This window comes from Ornithinibacillus liuyingii, assembly GCF_055550225.1.
In genome coordinates this window covers 311,374-329,362 of record NZ_JBPWOS010000001.1, presented here as the reverse complement: position 1 = coordinate 329,362, position 17,989 = coordinate 311,374, and the positions used below count along the sequence as shown (strand labels likewise).

The 17,989-nt window shown below is 37.2% G+C and carries 17 protein-coding genes and 1 other annotated feature; all 17 genes read right to left on the bottom strand.

Annotated elements, in window-relative coordinates; genetic code table 11:
- Position 1 precedes the first annotated feature (1 nt).
- Positions 2–622: an orotate phosphoribosyltransferase gene (gene pyrE, locus ACSKT4_RS01655; protein WP_465822719.1), complete on the bottom strand. Its 621-nt coding sequence runs from the start codon at positions 620–622 to the stop codon at positions 2–4.
- The gene (gene pyrF, locus ACSKT4_RS01650; RefSeq protein WP_465822718.1) at positions 613–1,326 is read right to left on the bottom strand and encodes an orotidine-5'-phosphate decarboxylase; all 714 of its coding nucleotides are present in this window, start codon (positions 1,324–1,326) and stop codon (positions 613–615) included. Before pyrF ends, pyrE begins: the two co-directional genes overlap by 10 nt.
- Positions 1,323–2,237, bottom strand: a complete 915-nt coding sequence (locus ACSKT4_RS01645) for a dihydroorotate dehydrogenase (RefSeq protein ID WP_465822717.1) — start codon at positions 2,235–2,237, stop codon at positions 1,323–1,325. Before ACSKT4_RS01645 ends, pyrF begins: the two co-directional genes overlap by 4 nt.
- Complete coding sequence (locus tag ACSKT4_RS01640; RefSeq protein WP_465822716.1) at positions 2,234–2,989, bottom strand: dihydroorotate dehydrogenase electron transfer subunit; 756 nt, start codon at positions 2,987–2,989, stop codon at positions 2,234–2,236. The genes ACSKT4_RS01645 and ACSKT4_RS01640 overlap by 4 nt, the downstream gene beginning before the upstream one ends.
- Positions 2,986–6,186: a carbamoyl-phosphate synthase large subunit gene (gene carB, locus ACSKT4_RS01635; protein ID WP_465822715.1), complete on the bottom strand. Its 3,201-nt coding sequence runs from the start codon at positions 6,184–6,186 to the stop codon at positions 2,986–2,988. The genes ACSKT4_RS01640 and carB overlap by 4 nt, the downstream gene beginning before the upstream one ends.
- On the bottom strand, positions 6,179–7,282 hold the full coding sequence (gene carA / locus ACSKT4_RS01630) for a glutamine-hydrolyzing carbamoyl-phosphate synthase small subunit (protein ID WP_465822713.1): 1,104 nt from the start codon (positions 7,280–7,282) through the stop codon (positions 6,179–6,181). Before carA ends, carB begins: the two co-directional genes overlap by 8 nt.
- A complete protein-coding gene (locus ACSKT4_RS01625; protein WP_465822712.1) occupies positions 7,269–8,561 on the bottom strand; it encodes a dihydroorotase in 1,293 nt (430 codons plus the stop codon). Before ACSKT4_RS01625 ends, carA begins: the two co-directional genes overlap by 14 nt.
- Positions 8,536–9,438: an aspartate carbamoyltransferase catalytic subunit gene (locus ACSKT4_RS01620; RefSeq protein WP_211741523.1), complete on the bottom strand. Its 903-nt coding sequence runs from the start codon at positions 9,436–9,438 to the stop codon at positions 8,536–8,538. The genes ACSKT4_RS01625 and ACSKT4_RS01620 overlap by 26 nt, the downstream gene beginning before the upstream one ends.
- Positions 9,439–9,590: 152 nt before the next feature.
- On the bottom strand, positions 9,591–10,130 hold the full coding sequence (gene pyrR / locus ACSKT4_RS01615; RefSeq protein WP_339217989.1) for a bifunctional pyr operon transcriptional regulator/uracil phosphoribosyltransferase PyrR: 540 nt from the start codon (positions 10,128–10,130) through the stop codon (positions 9,591–9,593).
- 171 nt (positions 10,131–10,301) lie between these two features.
- On the bottom strand, positions 10,302–11,207 hold the full coding sequence (locus ACSKT4_RS01610; protein ID WP_465822710.1) for an RluA family pseudouridine synthase: 906 nt from the start codon (positions 11,205–11,207) through the stop codon (positions 10,302–10,304).
- The gene (lspA, locus tag ACSKT4_RS01605) at positions 11,204–11,674 is read right to left on the bottom strand and encodes a signal peptidase II (RefSeq protein WP_186868604.1); all 471 of its coding nucleotides are present in this window, start codon (positions 11,672–11,674) and stop codon (positions 11,204–11,206) included. Before lspA ends, ACSKT4_RS01610 begins: the two co-directional genes overlap by 4 nt.
- A 241-nt stretch (positions 11,675–11,915) precedes the next feature.
- Positions 11,916–14,672 (bottom strand): isoleucine--tRNA ligase, encoded by a 2,757-nt coding sequence (gene ileS, locus ACSKT4_RS01600; RefSeq protein WP_186868603.1) that lies wholly within the window; start codon positions 14,670–14,672, stop codon positions 11,916–11,918.
- A 155-nt stretch (positions 14,673–14,827) separates the two neighbouring features.
- Positions 14,828–15,055: a binding site (T-box leader), on the bottom strand.
- A gap of 58 nt (positions 15,056–15,113) precedes the next feature.
- Positions 15,114–15,617 carry a DivIVA domain-containing protein gene (locus ACSKT4_RS01595; RefSeq protein WP_186868602.1) on the bottom strand — a complete coding sequence of 168 codons (504 nt, stop codon included), beginning with the start codon at positions 15,615–15,617 and terminating at the stop codon, positions 15,114–15,116.
- A gap of 163 nt (positions 15,618–15,780) precedes the next feature.
- Positions 15,781–16,560: a YlmH family RNA-binding protein gene (locus ACSKT4_RS01590; RefSeq protein ID WP_186868601.1), complete on the bottom strand. Its 780-nt coding sequence runs from the start codon at positions 16,558–16,560 to the stop codon at positions 15,781–15,783.
- A 10-nt stretch (positions 16,561–16,570) separates the two neighbouring features.
- Positions 16,571–16,855 carry a YggT family protein gene (locus ACSKT4_RS01585; protein ID WP_186868600.1) on the bottom strand — a complete coding sequence of 95 codons (285 nt, stop codon included), beginning with the start codon at positions 16,853–16,855 and terminating at the stop codon, positions 16,571–16,573.
- Between the two features lie 8 nt (positions 16,856–16,863).
- Complete coding sequence (locus ACSKT4_RS01580) at positions 16,864–17,286, bottom strand: cell division protein SepF (protein WP_186868599.1); 423 nt, start codon at positions 17,284–17,286, stop codon at positions 16,864–16,866.
- Between the two features lie 10 nt (positions 17,287–17,296).
- The gene (locus ACSKT4_RS01575) at positions 17,297–17,974 is read right to left on the bottom strand and encodes a YggS family pyridoxal phosphate-dependent enzyme (RefSeq protein ID WP_186868598.1); all 678 of its coding nucleotides are present in this window, start codon (positions 17,972–17,974) and stop codon (positions 17,297–17,299) included.
- Positions 17,975–17,989: the final 15 nt, after the last annotated feature.

Here is a 17,989-nt window from a genome sequence, read left to right as displayed (position 1 = left end):
TTTACGATTCTAAAGCATTACGCCAATCCAACAAAATAGATTTTTCTCGATTGGTGAGTTTGCCATCTTCTACTAAAGCCTGAAGTAATGCATCATAATTTGTTAGACTTTGATAGGAGATATTCGCTTTTTCGAAATTATCATAGGATGATGGTAATCCGTATGTGAAAATTGACATCACCTCTAGAACTTCAGCACCAGCTTTACGAAGGGCTTCGACTGCTTCTAGGGAAGATCCACCAGTTGATATTAAATCTTCTATGACTACTACGTTCTTTCCTTGAACACTTCCCCCTTCAATTTGATTTCCTTTCCCATGGGCTTTCGGCTTAGAACGAACATAGACCATTGGAAAATTTAACCGGTCTGCTAGCCATGCAGCATGTGGGATACCTGCTGTGGCACAGCCGGCAATCACATCCGGTTTTATTGCCATTTGACTTACCCTTTTTTCAAATGCAGCTGCTATTTTTGTACGAACTTCAGGATAGGACATCGTAATTCGATTATCACAATAGATTGGTGATTGGATTCCAGAAGTCCACGTAAAATAATCAGTTGGATTAATCTGTACGGCTTTAATTTGTAACAATTCTCTAGCTAATTCACTACTTAATTGCATGACGCTTCCTCCCATTCCCTAACAGCTTGTTCATAGTTTTCTCTTGGGTGATCAGACTTTGTTATACTTCTTCCTATCACTAAATAATCTGCACCATGTTGACGAGCGAAACCTGGTGTTGCAATACGTTTTTGATCATCTGCTGTGGTATGACTAAGGCGTATCCCTGGTGTTACCGTAAGAAATTCTTCTCCGCAAGCTTTTTTAATGGCGGTTGCCTCATGTACAGAACATACGACACCATCAGCGCCATTGGTATTCGCTAATTTTGAAAAGTGAACAGCTGCTTCCGTTACGTTATCCGTTAGCTTTAATTCCTGATGTAGCATTTGTTCGTCCATCGATGTTAAGATGGTGACAGCAATCAGTTTGGTATCATAGGTTGGATTACCATTTCTTAACCCTTCTTTAGCTCTTTGGATCATTTCACTTCCACCCAAGGCATGAATATTCACGATATCTACCTCTAATTTCGATAGGACATGCATTGCCTTCATCACGGTTGTAGGGATATCATGTAGCTTTAGATCCAAAAAGATACGATGATTATCCTTCTTTAATTTCTCAATGACTTTTAATCCTTCCTTATAAAATAATTCCATCCCGACCTTCACAGGGACACCTTTTAAATCATTTCTTTCCAAAAAGGTGCTCGTCTCTTGCCAGTTCGGGAAGTCTAATGCTACATATATCGAATTTGTCATGCTATTATCCCCTTTCCAATCGCTTCTTGCACCGAGGAAAACCCATAGCTTTCTAATACAATCGGTAGATTATCGATAATTTCCGAACAAATATATGGATTTTGAAAATTAGCTGTTCCGATAGCGACTGCACTAGCACCAGCTAATAGAAATTCAAGAACATCTTCTGCAGTTTTTATCCCTCCCATACCTATGATCGGAATATCTACCTGTTGGCTTACTTCGTAAATCATTCTTATGGCTACGGGTTTGATTGCAGGACCTGATAATCCGCCAGTTTTATTGGCAATGATTGGCCTTCTAGTTGGCAGATGAATTTGCATCCCTGTAATGGTATTAATCATCGATAAGCCATCTGCGCCAGCAGATTCAACAGACTTTGCCATTGCTACAATATCCGTCACATTTGGGGATAACTTCACATAGACTGGTAGATTACTAGCTTTTTTCACGGCTTCTGTCACACGAGCTGCCATAATAGGATCCGTACCAAACTGAATTCCACCTTCTTTAACATTGGGACAAGATATATTTAATTCGAGTGCATGTACCTCATTGGTGTTATTAAATGTACCAGCCACTCTCACATATTCCTCTAATGAACTTCCTGCAATATTTGCGATAATACAAGTATCAAAATTAGCTAAAAACGGTACCTCTGTTTCGATAATTTTAGCGACTCCTGGATTTTGTAGACCAATAGCATTCAGCATCCCACCAGTTGTTTCAGCAACCCTCGGTGTTGGATTGCCAAATCGTTTGTTTTCGGTTGCGGCTTTCATTGTTACCGCACCTAGTTTACTTAAATCATAGAATTGACTATATTCCCGTCCAAACCCGAAACACCCTGATGCTGGGATAATTGGATTCTTTAATGCAAGACCTGGTAACTCTATTGCTAGATTTGTCATATTTGGACCTCCTCTGAGGCAAAAACCGGACCATCCTTACATATCTTCTTATAGCTATTGCCTTCTTTTGTTGGTAAAACACAAGCAAAACATGCTCCTATCCCACAGCCCATTCTCTCTTCTAAAGAAATATAGCCTTTCTTCCCTTCTAGCTTTGTGGTTAACGCTTTAAGCATTGGAAGTGGGCCACAGCTATAGTAGTAATCATATGTGCTAACCCTGCTTAACATATCGGTCACCACTCCTTTATGACCATAGGAGCCATCATCTGTGACAATATACAATTCTCCTAGGTTTGAAAACTCCTGTTCATAGAAGACATGCTCCCTTTGCTGAAATCCTAGGATAGAAATAATCGTAGCTCCTTTTTCCTTCAATGTTTTACCTAAATAATACAAAGGTGGTACACCTATACCTCCTCCTACTAATAAAATAGTAGAAGGTATATCTGTTTCAATTGGAAACCCATTCCCTAATGGTCCTAGTGTATCTACTAAATCTCCAGGTTCATAAGCAGCTAAGCGCTTCGTACCATCTCCATTTATTTTAAATAAAATAGTGATTGTTCCTGTATCCTGGTCACAGTTTGCAATAGAGATTGGTCTTCTCAACGTATGATTTTCAACTTGAATATGCAAGAACTGCCCAGGCATTGCATGTTTACTAATAGGTTCATTGTGTAAAACCATTTTTATCGTATTGAACGCGATGACTGTCTTGGATAAGATCTGCATTTTTTCCTTTTTTATCATAAAAGAACAACCTCTTTTGTTTGAACTGGATTCGCACTAAATGTTGTAGAATCGATTACATTTAGAATGGCATTTGCTGTATCTAGGTTAGTTAAACAAGGAATACCTCTTTCAACGGATACTCTTCTAATCATAAAACCATCTGATCTAGGTTGTTTTCCAGATGTTAATGTATTCATGACAAATTGTACTTTACCTTCCTCAATAATGGATAATACATTAGGTTCATTTGCCCCTAATTTTGCCACTTCGATAACTGGAAGATTTGCGCCATTTAAGAAGGATGCTGTCCCTTCTGTTGCATATAATTGGAAGCCAAGTTGATGAAAGCGTTCTGCAATTTGTAGCATTTCAACTTTATCCTTATCTGCTACGGTAATTAATACGGCCCCTTCACTAGGAACAGATATTCCAGCTGCAAGTAATCCTTTATATAAAGCTTTTTCCATTGTTTTATCATAACCAATGGCCTCTCCAGTAGATTTCATTTCGGGTCCTAATATAGTATCGACACTACGCAATTTTTCGAATGAAAAAACTGGTATTTTAACAGATACTAATTTGTTTTCTGGAAGGATACCAGATGTATAACCTAAATCCTTTAGCTTTTCGCCGAGAATACACCTTGTAGCAAGATTTGCCATCGTTACGCCCGTTATCTTACTAAGGAATGGTATCGTCCTACTTGCTCTTGGATTTACTTCTAAAACATACACATCATCATCACAAATAATAAATTGGATGTTGACTAAGCCTTTCACTTGTAGCGCCTGTGATATTTTCCAGGTTGCTTCAAAGCATTTTTCCTTTACCTTTTCTGATAATCGTTGTGGGGGATACACGGCTATCGAATCTCCAGAATGAACACCGGAACGTTCTATATGCTCCATTATTCCTGGAACGATAGTTGTCTCACCATCACTAATGGCATCTACCTCTACTTCAATTCCCGTAATATACTTATCTACTAGAATCGGGTGACGGTCTGTGATATGGCCAGTTTTTTGCAAATAAGCTTCTAGTTCGTCTTGGTTATAGACAATCTCCATACGACTGCCTCCGATAACGTATGAAGGACGAACTAATACTGGATAGCCGATGGAATCTGCAACATCGATTGCGTGCTCTATTCGTTTAACCGCTTTCCCTTCTGCTCTTAATAATCCTAGCTCTTCTAATAATAATTCAAATTTATCTCTGTCTTCCGCTTTATCGATTGCCTCTAGTGCTGTACCTAAGATTGGAACACCTCTTCTTGCAAGACCTTCTGCTAAATTAATTGCCGTTTGGCCTCCGAATTGGACAATAACTCCTTCAGGTTTCTCTAGATTAATAACATGCATAACATCCTCTAAAGTAAGAGGTTCGAAGTATAATTTATCGGATATACTAAAATCGGTAGACACTGTTTCAGGATTATTATTCATGATAATAGCTTCATAACCCATCTCTTTAATGGCAAGTACGGAATGCACTGTAGCATAATCAAATTCTACCCCTTGACCAATTCGGATTGGCCCTGATCCTAACACTAAAACTTTTCGATTAGCTGTTGGTATCGACTCATTTTCTTCCTCATAGGAACTATAAAAATAAGGTGTTTTAGAATCAAATTCTGCAGCACACGTATCCACCATTTTAAATACAGGGAAAATATTTTCTTGGATACGAAACTTATAAAGCTCATCAACGGTACTATTCCAAAGTCTAGCAATTTGATTATCGGAAAATCCTTTTTGTTTTGCTTGATAAAGTATTTCCGCAGAAAAAACATTACTACTAATAACGGCTTCAAAGTTTACTAATTCTTGTAGCTTAGTTAAGAAAAACGGATCAATCTTCGTCAAGTTAAATACTATATCGAGCGATACTCCTCTACGGAATGCTTCCGCAATAACAAATATTCTTTCATCATCTGCAACTTTTAGTCGATATAAAATATCATCCTCATCCAGAAAGGCTAAACTAGTTAACCCTAACTCTTCTGTCCCAATATCCATGGAACGAATTCCCTTTAACAGTGATTCTTCAAAGTTCCTTCCGATAGCCATGATTTCTCCAGTTGCCTTCATCTGCGTACCTAATTTACGATCTCCTGTAACAAACTTATCAAATGGGAATCGAGGTAATTTCGTCACGACATAGTCTAATGCAGGTTCAAATAATGCATAAGTTGTTCCCGTGATTGGATTCATTATTTCATCTAGTGTCAGTCCAACCGCAATTTTAGCTGCCATTTTCGCTATCGGATAACCTGTTGCTTTCGATGCTAGTGCAGACGAACGGCTCACCCGTGGATTAACTTCAATGACATAATAAGCAAAACTAGTTGGATCTAAAGCTAGCTGAACATTACATCCTCCTTCAATTTCGAGTGCGCGGATAATCTTAAGGGAAGCATTTCGTAGTAACTGATATTCTCTGTCACTTAATGTTTGCGAAGGAGCAACCACAATAGAATCACCTGTATGAATACCAACTGGGTCAATATTTTCCATATTACATACGACAATCGCTTGGTCATTTTTATCTCGCATTACCTCATACTCAATCTCTTTAAAGCCCGCGATATTTCTTTCGATTAAGCACTGATTCACTGGTGATAACGCTAGTCCATTACGGGTAATTTCTCGCAAATCATCCTCGTCATAACACATCCCTCCACCAGTACCACCTAATGTATATGCTGGTCGAACAATTAATGGAAAACCAATTGTCTCCGCGAATTCAACGGCCTCCTCTACTGTATTAACAATACGACTTTCTGGTACAGGCTCATTGATTTCTTGCATCAAGTCACGGAACTTTTCACGATCTTCTGCTTTTTGGATTGCTTCTAACGATGTACCTAATAGGGCAACATTATATTGCTTAAGGATTCCAGTTTTATCTAAAGCTACTGCTAAGTTTAAGCCTGTTTGCCCACCTAATGTCGGTAATAATGCATCCGGTTGCTCCTTACGAATAATTTTAGTTAAAAATTCAACCGTTAATGGCTCCATATATACTCGGTCTGCTACCGTTTGATCTGTCATAATGGTAGCTGGATTAGAGTTTGCTAAAATAACTGTGTAGCCCTCTTCTCTAAGCGCCTGACAGGCTTGTGTCCCCGAATAATCAAATTCTGCTGCTTGACCAATTACGATTGGGCCTGATCCAATAACAAGTATTTTCTGAATGTCTGTTCGTTTAGGCATAGACTTTCTCCTCCTGCTGTTTCGTTATCGTTTGATCCATTAAGCGTAAAAAATCATCGAATAAATAGTTGGAATCTTCCGGTCCAGGTGAACTTTCTGGATGGTACTGCACGGAAAATGCTGGGAATACTTTATGCCTGATTCCTTCAACAGAATGATCATTTAATGCTATTTGTGTTAGTTCTAAATCCGTATTAGCTAATGAAGCTGTATTTACCGCATAGCCATGATTTTGCGAGGTAAGAAATGTTTTTCCATGAATTATATCCTTTACTGGATGATTTCCACCACGGTGACCAAACTTCATTTTTTCTGTTTTTGCACCACAAGCAAGCGCTAATAATTGATGGCCTAAACATATTCCAAATATCGGGATTGCACCAATAACACGTTGAATTGTTTCAATAGCTTCCGGTACATCCTGTGGATCACCAGGACCATTTGTAAGCATAATTCCATCTGGTTTTAACCGTAAAATATTATCAGCTGAATAGTTATAAGGAACGACGGTTACATGACAATCACGTTTCGTTAATTCTCGTAAGATACCATGCTTCATTCCAAAATCAATTAATACGATCCGACGACCTCTCCCGGGAACAATATATGGTTTAGAAGTAGAGGTTTGTTTCACTTGATCATGTCTTACCGGGATTTGCTGTAACCTTCTAATTATCTCATCATCTGGTACTTCTTCATTAGCAATGTAACCTCGCATTGTTCCAGCCTTCCGAATACATTTTGTTAGCTTCCGAGTATCAATTCCTGCTAGTCCTGGAATATTATGTGCTTTTAAAAAGCTATCGATTGTTTCATCACACCGAAAATTAGAAGGATATTCACTGTATTCTTTGACGATTAAACCATTTATAAAAGGGGCAACTGTTTCAAAGTCATCTCTGTTTATCCCATAGTTCCCAATAAGCGGATAGGTTAAGGTGACAATTTGCTCACAGTATGATGGATCAGAAATAATCTCTTGATACCCTGTCATACTTGTATTAAATACTACTTCTCCACTTATCTCACGATCACTACCAAACCCTGACCCAATAAATACTGTTCCATTTTCTAGTACTAGTTTACGCTTTAACATAGCTTTCCTCCTCATAGACGATGTTCCCTTCATATATCGTAACAACTGGTATACCCGTTACGTTCCAATTATGAAATGGTGTATTTTTCCCTTTGGAATAGAAGGTATGTTTATCAATCCTTGTCTCCCTAGTTAATTCAATTAATGTTACATCTGCTTTATCATTTTCTCTTAATCTTCCATAAGGTAAATCGAACACCTGTGCAGGTTTTATCGTTAACCAGTCTATAAGTTGATTTAAGGTTATTTTTCCTCGTTTAACTAAATTCGTATAGAGGAGTGGAAAGGCTGTTTCTAACCCTACAATTCCAAATGGTGCATGAAGCATCCCTTGGGCTTTTTCATCTACACTATGTGGCGCATGATCTGTCGCAATAAAGTCAATTGTTCCATCTAATAGACCTTCCAGTAATGCCTCTTGATCTGCTTTACTTCTTAATGGTGGATTCATTTTCCAATTACCATCATCTTGGGCAATGGAGTCTTCATTTAAAATTAAGTGATGTGGTGTCACTTCTGCCGTGACATGAATTCCTGCTTTTTTTGCATCTCGGATCACACGAACAGATTCCTTCGTGCTCACATGGCAAACATGATAATGACACCCTGTAGCTTCTGCTAACAGGACATCCCGAGCGATCTGGACGGACTCACTTATTGAAGGAATACCTGGTAAATCAAGACGCTCACTTACATCGCCATGATGAACGACACCACCATACACGATAGAGTTATCTTCACAATGGGCAACAATTGCTTTCCCTGCTGCTTGTGCTCTTTTCATTGCCGAGTACATCGCGTGAGCTGTTTGGATGCCTACACCATCATCAGTAAATGCAAATACATTATGTTTGGCTAACTCCTCCAAATCAGTTAGCTCCTTCCCTTTTAACCCTTTCGTAATCGATGCATAAGGTATGACCCTAATGAGAGCATCTTGATCTATTTTCTCTAGTAAACTAGTAATGGATGCTACATCGTCCGGTACTGGATTCGTATTTGGCATGGCACATACTGTGGTAAAACCACCTCTGGCAGCAGCCATTGTCCCTGTTTTAATCGTTTCCTTATGTTCTCCTCCTGGTTCTCGTAAATGAATGTGTACGTCGATAAATCCAGGTGTTACAAGCTTTCCCTCACAGTTAATCAAACGATCTACATCTTCATTTTCAATAGATTCACCAATTTGCTTTATTTTACCTTCCTCAATTAGAACATCACAGCTTTCTAGTACCCCATTCTCCATCAATCGGCTAGCATTCTTTAATAAGATTCTCATTTATAATCCCCCATTTTTGTAATACATGTGTTAAAATTGCCATTCTCATAAAGACCCCATTATTCATTTGCTTAAATATTCTAGAGCGGCTACATTCCACAAGGTCACTATCCATCTCTACTCCTCGGTTAACGGGAGCAGGATGAAGAATAATTGCCTTACTTAACATCCTTTGTTCCCGTTCTTTTGTTAATCCAAATTGTTCTAAATACTGTTTAGTATCATGCTTTTCAACATGTCTTTCATGTTGAATCCTTAACATCATCACAACATCACAAAATTCAACTGCTTCATCTATTGTGATATATGGGAAAGGTAGTGATTCATCTTCGTAGCCTGGTGCAGCACTTAAATAGACATTGGCACCTAATCGTTGAAGTGTATGCGCGTTTGAGTTTGCTACCCTGCTATGTTTAATATCGCCTACTATCACGATGTTAAGATTTTCGAACGTATTAAATTCTTGATAGATTGTCAGAAGGTCAAGCATTCCTTGGGTAGGATGCTCACGTGTTCCAGCTCCAGCATTTATGATCGGAATAGTGATGTGTTCTAATTCTTCTATCCATTGGTCTGCATCATGTCTAATAACTAGTGCATTTGCTCCAATCGATTCAAAAGTCTTCACGGTATCATATAGTGTTTCCCCTTTTGCTAAGCTAGAGGCTTCTGCGTGAAAGTCTAACACTTCTAAACCTAGCTTTCTTTCTGCTACAGTAAAGCTCATTTTAGTTCTAGTACTTGGCTCGAAGAATAAATTCGCTACAAAAAGTTGCTTGGAAATTTTCATTTTTTTCATTTGATACATTTGTGCATCCTCTAGTAACTGAAAAATCTCTTGCTTACTTAACTGGTCGATGGATATAAAGTGTTCCATTTACAGCCCTCCCATTCGTCTAAGGATTTTACCTAAATAAAAACACCTCTTTGCATTTTGGTCGCAAAGAGGTAGACGTGCAGAATTCTATCGCACGTAATCAAAGCAACCTTGTAAACCTCTCTGGATTTAATTAAAGGTCCTTTCATTATTTATTTTTCATAAATAGATACTAAATCGGTTTGGTCCGTTTCATTAAGTCGGACTACTATAATCTCCTTCTCTGATGTTGGTATATTTTTCCCTACATAATCTGCACGTATTGGTAGCTCACGATGCCCTCTATCCACTAAGACTGCCAGCTGTATTTGTGACGGTCTGCCAATATCCATTACAGCATCCATTGCTGCTCTAACCGTTCTCCCAGTATATAAGACATCATCGATTAAGATAACCTTTTTATTCGTAATATTATCTGGCAAATCGGTTTTGCGTATTTCTGGTTCATTTGAATCTATAGCCTTTGCTAGGTCGTCACGATATAATGTTATATCTAGTTCCCCAATTGGCAAGGTTAAACCTTCAATTCTTTTAATCTTTTCTTGTATTCTTTTTGCCAGTGGTACACCTCTCGTTTTAATCCCAACGATGACAAGGTCTTCTCCACCTTTATTTTTTTCAAGGATTTCATGGGCAATTCGGGTAAGTGCTCGGTTTATTGCCTGCTCGTCTAGAATTTCGGTTTTTTTGATCATATGTGTTGCGCCCTCCTAAATAAAAACCCCCTTTTCTCCATAAGGAAAAAAGGGGGAGTAATTACAAATATCCCGTAAAAGTCGTTCCCTTTTTAGCCTCTCTGGACTGAAAATTTAAAGGTTTCTATTCATTTGTTACATTATTTCAGAATTAACTCTTCTTGTCAACTACATTAATTCTAAATTAGTTAGTAATTCTTTAAAATAGGCAGGTGGCTCTACTTCAAATTCTAGCCATTCCCCTGTAGTAGGATGTGTAAACCCTATTAGTCTTGCATGTAATGCTTGACCATTTGTATCCAAAGTTTTTCTAGGTCCATATTTTGGATCGCCTACAAGCGGAAATCCAATATACCGCATATGAACACGTATTTGATGTGTTCTACCTGTTTCTAATTGACATGCAATATGTGTAAATTCATTAAAACGGTTTAGCACTTGAAAATGAGTGACTGCGGGCTTCCCATTTTCCACCACGCCCATTTTTTGACGATCTTTCGGATCCCTTCCTATTGGCGCATCAACCATTCCTGTGTCATGATTAATGACACCGTGAACAACCGCTTCATATTTTCGTTTCACATCTTTATTCGATAATTGTTCAGATAAACTGGTGTGAGCTTTGTCATTTTTAGCAACGAGCAATAAGCCACTAGTATCTTTATCAATACGATGAACAATTCCCGGACGCTCTATCCCATTAATTCCAGATAGATCCTTACAATGATATAGTAAACCATTCACTAATGTGCCAGATTGATGCCCTGCAGATGGATGGACGACCATTCCTTTCGGCTTATTAACCACTAATACATCCCTATCTTCATAAACAATCTCTAAAGGAATATTCTCAGCTTCAATATCTAATGACTCCACCTCAGGAATTCTCCATGTAATAACATCTCCTACTTGACACTTATAATTAGCCTTTACTACCTCATCGTTCACCATAACAAGCTCTTTCGTAATCCATCCTTGAACCCGTGAACGAGATTCATCAGGGTTTATGTCGGCTAATAGTTTATCGATTCGCATTTTATTTTGAGTTTCTGTAACAACATGTTGTAATGTCATTTATTTTTTCCTTTCTGCTTTTTCTCATCCAATATTGTAGCAATTATCACGAATATTACACCGATTGTCAGTGCCGAATCCGCAATATTGAAAATCGGGAAATCATATCCAAAAATTACAAAGTCGAAAAAGTCTACTACTTCTTGATGGAATAAACGATCAATAAAATTACCAATAGCACCACCTAAAATTAGGCCTAAAGCGATACCAAATAATTTGCTTTCTTTTCCAAATTTTTGTAGATAGTAAATGATTCCGATAATCACAATTATCGTTACTATATAAAAGAACCACATTTTACCTTCTAATATTCCCCAAGCTGCACCACTATTTCGATGCGAGGTTAACGAAAAGAAGCCATCTATAATCGATATTTGCTCATATAATTCCATATTTTTTACTACTAAGTACTTGGTAAATTGGTCTACTGCTATGACGAATACTGCTAAAATATAGTACCGATACATTCAGGTTACCCCTCCATATTGACTACTTCACTCTATTATTTGTATATAAATCCTTAGTTAATCTTATACCGTATCCTGTAAAAATTCAATGATTTGTCCATTATCATTCTGTATAACTGTCGGAAACGTATACGGATGAAAGAAACCCGAACTAATTCGTTGATATCAAGCGAATTAGTTCGGGTTATTCTAGTTTTATTGCCTTATAAGCTTCACGTTATTTTTATGCCAATTATAACACTTATGCAAAATAGTGTTTTTCTACAACATCGGCACAGCGGGAGCAAAGTGTTGAATGTTTTTCATTTTGTCCTACTGTATCTGAGGCAACCCAGCAGCGTTCACATTTTTCAGCTGGATGTTTTTCAACAAGAACATCGACATAACGGTATTCTGCTGCTTCCTCTGATTGTTCCTTAACAACAGCCTCTGAAACGATTAGAAGCTGATGAACATCGTTAATTGAATTTATTACTGTCTTTGTTTCTTCATCTCTTGGAACAACCGTAATCTTAGCCTCTAGAGACTTACCAATTACTTTTTCATTACGTGCCTCTTCAAGTGCTTTTAGTACATCATCACGGATGGCCATGAAATGATTCCACTTGTTCTCCAAACCATGAAATCCTTCGATTTCTCTTGGTTCTGGAATATCTGTCAATTGAGGGCTCTCTTCTTTAACCCCCGGAATATATTCCCATACCTCATCGGCAGTATGTGGGATAATCGGTGTTAACAATTGTACCAAGGTGGTTAGGATTTCATAATACCCCGTTTGGATACTACGACGACGATGATTATCTGCCGCTTCAATATAAAGAATATCCTTAGCAAAATCTAAATAGAAGGAGCTTAGATCATCTGCAACGAAGTTATGGATACGATGGAAAATAGGAGAGAACTCAAATTTCTCATAACTTTCCCGTACTTCTTTTACTAACTGTTGCAAACGATGTAACATGTAACGATCTACTTCTTCCATTTCTGCTTCCGGTACACGATCTGTTTCTGGATTATAGTCAGCTAAATTTGCTAACATAAATCGGAAAGTGTTTCGGATTTTACGGTACGCCTCAGAAGTTTGTTTCAGAATGTCATCTGAAATACGGACATCTGCTTGATAATCAACCGATGCCACCCATAGACGTAAAATATCTGCACCTAGCTGCTTTAATACTTTACTTGGCATGATAACATTTCCAAGTGATTTACTCATCTTACGACCATTACCGTCTAAAACAAAGCCATGGCTAATAACGTTTTTATATGGTGCTTTACCTGTAACAGCTACGGCCGTTGATAAAGAAGAGTTAAACCAACCACGATATTGGTCACTACCTTCTAAATAAACATCAGCTGGTCTTGTATGATCTTCTCTATTTAATAATACTCCTGCATGCGAAGACCCAGAGTCAAACCAAACATCCATAATATCCGTTTCTTTCGTGAATTCACCATTTGGACTATGCTCAGAAGTAAATCCTTCTGGTAATAGATCTTTCGCTTCTCTTTCAAACCAAATATTAGAACCATGCTCTGCAAATAATTTCGATACATGTTCAATTGTTTCATCTGTAATAATTGCTGTTCCATCCTCACCATAAAATACCGGAATTGGAACTCCCCAAGCACGTTGACGAGAAATACACCAGTCCTCACGATCACGAACCATATTGTATAGTCTTGTCTCTCCCCATGCTGGATACCAATTAACTTGTTTGATTTCATCTAAGATATCTTCACGGAAATCTTTGATTGAAGCAAACCACTGTGCGGTAGCACGGAAAATGGTTGGTTTTTTAGTTCTCCAGTCATGTGGGTAGGAGTGAGTAATAAAGGAAAGTTTTAATAAAGCACCGACTTCATCTAACTTTTCAGTAATTACTTTATTTGCATCGTCATAGAACATACCTTCAAATCCAGGTGCTTCACTAGTAAACACACCTTTATGATCCACTGGACAGAAAGCCTCAATGCCATATGCCTTCGAAACATAAAAGTCATCTTCCCCATGGCCAGGAGCTGTATGAACACAACCTGTACCTGCATCAGTCGTAACATGCTCACCAAGCATGACAAGAGATTCACGGGAGTAGAATGGATGTTTTGCTGTTACGCGCTCTAATTCTTTTCCTTTGAAGCTTTTCACTACTTGTAGATTTTCCCACTCTAGTTCTGTTATTAAAGATTCAAGTAGTGCTTCTGCCACAACAAATTTGTCATTATTAACTTTAACTAACACATAGTTGATATCAGGATGGACACTGATACCTAGATTAGCTGGAATTGTCCATGGAGTTGTCGTCCAGATGACAATTTTATCTCCAGAATCCAGAACTTCTTTTCCATCTTCTACTTCAAACGCAACATAAATAGAAGCAGAGCGTTTATCATAATACTCAATCTCTGCCTCAGCAAGCGCTGATTCAGAAGAAGGAGACCAATATACTGGTTTTAGTCCTTTATAGATATACCCTTTTTTGGCCATTTCACCGAATACTTTAATTTGAGCCGCTTCATAATCTTTCGTTAATGTTATATATGGATTATCCCAATCACCACGTACGCCTAGTTCTTTAAATTGCGAACGTTGACTATCGACTTGGGTTAATGCATATTCTGCACATAGCTGTCTAAATTCTGCTACAGATAGCTCTTTACGTTTCACTTTTTTATTCTTCGTTAATGCAGTTTCAATCGGAAGACCATGTGTATCCCATCCTGGAATATAAGGTGCATGGTAACCTGACATTGACTTATACCGCGTAATGAAATCTTTTAAGATTTTATTTAATGCATGACCAATATGAATATCACCGTTTGCATATGGTGGACCATCGTGTAGGATAAATGTTCGTCTACCTTTTGTTCTTTCCACTGATTTTTCGTATAGGTTCATTTCTTCCCATTTTTCACGACGTAATGGTTCTTTGTTTGGTAGATTCCCTCGCATTGGAAATTCTGTTTTTGGCATCAGTAATGTTTCTTTATAGTCCACTGATTAGACCTCCTTATGTTTTAACTTTACTTGATAATTATGTTTGGCTATTTTTTGATTTGTTGTATAGTTTCGCGGTTAGAACATAAGCTCGCTAAAATTAACCCAACTTCCCGAAAAACCATCATAAAATAAAAAAAGCCTCTCTGATCCCAGAAAGGGACGAGAAGACTCGCGGTACCACCCTTATAAATTTAAAATGATAACATTTTAAATTCACTCGATATTCGTAACGTGAACAAGACGTCCAATTTTACTTGATTTATTTCAAATTGGATACTCAAGAGTGATTTTCTAAAAACGTGCTGTACTAGGCTTTCACCAGACCCTAGCTCGCTCTGACAAGCAACTAGTTTTTATACTGTCTCTATCATCGTATTTGCTATTATTTTAACCTATTCGTGTAAGCATTATATGTAAATTTTAATAAAACGTCAAGGTTTAAGATTCATTATTAGCTAATTCTAAATCTTTACCAACCGCTTCCTCAAATAAATCTTCCCAATCATCTGATCCAATCATATCTAATTGAGCTTCCACAAGCATTCTTAGACGAGTACGGAAAACTTTAGCTTGTTTCTTTAACTCTTCGACTTCCATTGAGATTTTGCGAGACTTACTTAGCGCATCGTTAATAATACGGTCAGCATTTTTCTCTGCCTCTTTAATGATGAGTTTCGACTCCTTTGAAGCATTCCCTTTTAATTCTTCAGCCGTTTCTTGAGCAATAAGGATTGATTTATTTAATGTTTCTTCTATATTGGTGAAATGGCTTAACTTTTCATTCATTTGTTCAATCTTTTCTTTTAATTCTTTTCTTTCTCTAATTACCATTTCATAATCCTTAATAACCTGATCTAAAAATTCATTTACTTCATCTTCATCATATCCACGAAAACTTCTCGTAAATTCTTTATTATGAATATCTAATGGTGTTAATGGCATAACGGCTACCTCCCTATGATTTTATAAAAATATTAGTCCATTTTCAGTATACCAGTATATTTCGACAAAAAATATGTATTTCCTGCAATTTATGCTTACATTTCTAGAAAAAAGTCAAAAAGCAACTATTCGATATCATTATATATCAAATAGTCACTCTTTACTATACCTGTAATAATGCAGTTGTAACTTTTATTTTTTCCTTTTTGGTTTGCCCATTGACAGCGATGAGCTTGCTTCTACCTTTTCCTCTTAGAGAAATCATATCGCCTTCTCTTAAAATGAATTTACTATCCTCAACCGTACGATAGTTAACTTTAACTAATCCTTTATCAATAAGAGTCTGTGCCTCTTTGCGGGATAAAGAATAAATTTCTTTTAACATCGTATCCAGTCTTAAGGAAGAAACAATTTTCTCAGAACGAAACCAAATAGGTTCTTGTTCAATTAAATCCGAAAAAGGTTTTTCTTCGAATGTAATTGTAGATTTCCTGATCATCGTCATATTCATCTGGATATAAGCGGAAATATCTTTATCTAGAAAAAGTTGAACCTTGCCTTTACCAACATAAATATCTCCTACTTTTTTTCGTTTCATTCCTAATGATAAAAAGGCACCTAACACATCTCGATGAGTAAGCGAGACGAATTTTTCATGGTAGGTAGCCTGTAATAACGATATATTAAAGGAATCCTCGTCAATCTCTTCATAAAGAGGAGCAATAATCGCTCTTTTTCGCTCAGAGTAGGTTCCTCCACCAAAAAATAACAATTTTAACTCATCATTTGAAGTTCCAATTAACATTTCAATAATTTGTTGTTCCCTCGGGTCTAAGAAATCTGTCAATCGAGGTAAATAAGAGCGCTCCACTTGTTCCATCCATGATAATACTTGATCAATGAAGCTATGCTCTTCTTTACGAAAATGTTGATATATATCCATCTACCTGTAATCACCCAATTACCAATCGTACTAAAATATCATATATAGCCCACAACCCAGCCCCTGCTAGCTGTAACACAATAATCGCAACAATAGGTGAAATATCGATCATTCCTAGTGGGGGGATAAACTTACGGAAAGGTTCTAAATATGGTTCATACAATTTTGAAAGTATTTCCCCAAATGATGATTCTCTTGCTCCAGGAAACCATGACATGAAAATATAAATAATTAATCCGAAACTATAAACACGTAATACATTAGACAAAATCAAAAATAACGTATATAACGACATGATCTACTTTACCATCCTTTATTGAATTCTTCTTCGAAAGCTTCTGTGATAGAGCCAGAGACATCAACATTATCTGGTGCACAGAGGAATGTTTGTGAACCTAAACGTTGAATAACCCCGTTAACGGCATACACTGTCCCACTTAAGAAATCTATCATTCTCTTTGCCTCATAATGTTCTACACGTTGTAAATTTATAACAACGGTTCGTTTATTGACAATATTATCTGCAATTTGCTGTGCTTCATCAAACGTCCTTGGCTCACAGAGTACTACTTTGGAAGAACTTGTTTTAACACTTTTTAAGTTGATTACATTATTACTAGTAGCCGGGATTACGTTATTGGAGGAAGATGTAGCTACTTCTTCTTCAATGTATTCATATTCATCGTCCATAGCAAATAATGTCTTTAACTTGTTCTTAATACTCAAATTATCCACCTCACTTATTAGCCCCAACCAGCTTAGAACCGATTCGAATATGGGTTGCACCTTCCTCAATTGCAATATCATAATCATTGCTCATTCCCATGGATAAATACTCACATGGTGCAAAAGGATAGTTTCTCTCTTTAATAGTGTCTCGTAAATTTCTAAGTATACCAAATACTTGATGTAGTAGCTCTTTATCTTCTGTATGTGGAGCCATGGTCATTAACCCAACAATATGTATTTTAGTGTATTGAGAAATTTTCTCAACAAATTCCATTACTTCATCCGGATGTAGTCCGTGCTTGGAATCCTCACCACTAACATTAACCTGGATAAAACAATTAACAGTAGATGAGGCACGCTTTTCAATTTCTTTAGCTAATGACAGTCTATCCAAAGAATGAAGATAATCTACCTTATTTATTACATCTTTTACTTTCCTTGTTTGTAGACTACCAATAAAATGCCATGTAACATTGTCTTGTATTTGATCATACTTTTCTAAAAATCCTTCTTGACGATTTTCTCCAAGATCAGATATTCCAGCTTCGATTGCTTCCATCGTTCTTTCTATTGTAACATATTTCGTTACAGCAATGATGGTGATCTCATTTGGATCTCGATTTACCTTATGACTAGCTTCATTAATTTTTGTTTTAATTTCTGCTAAGTTTTGTGCTACATCCATGATGACATGTACTCC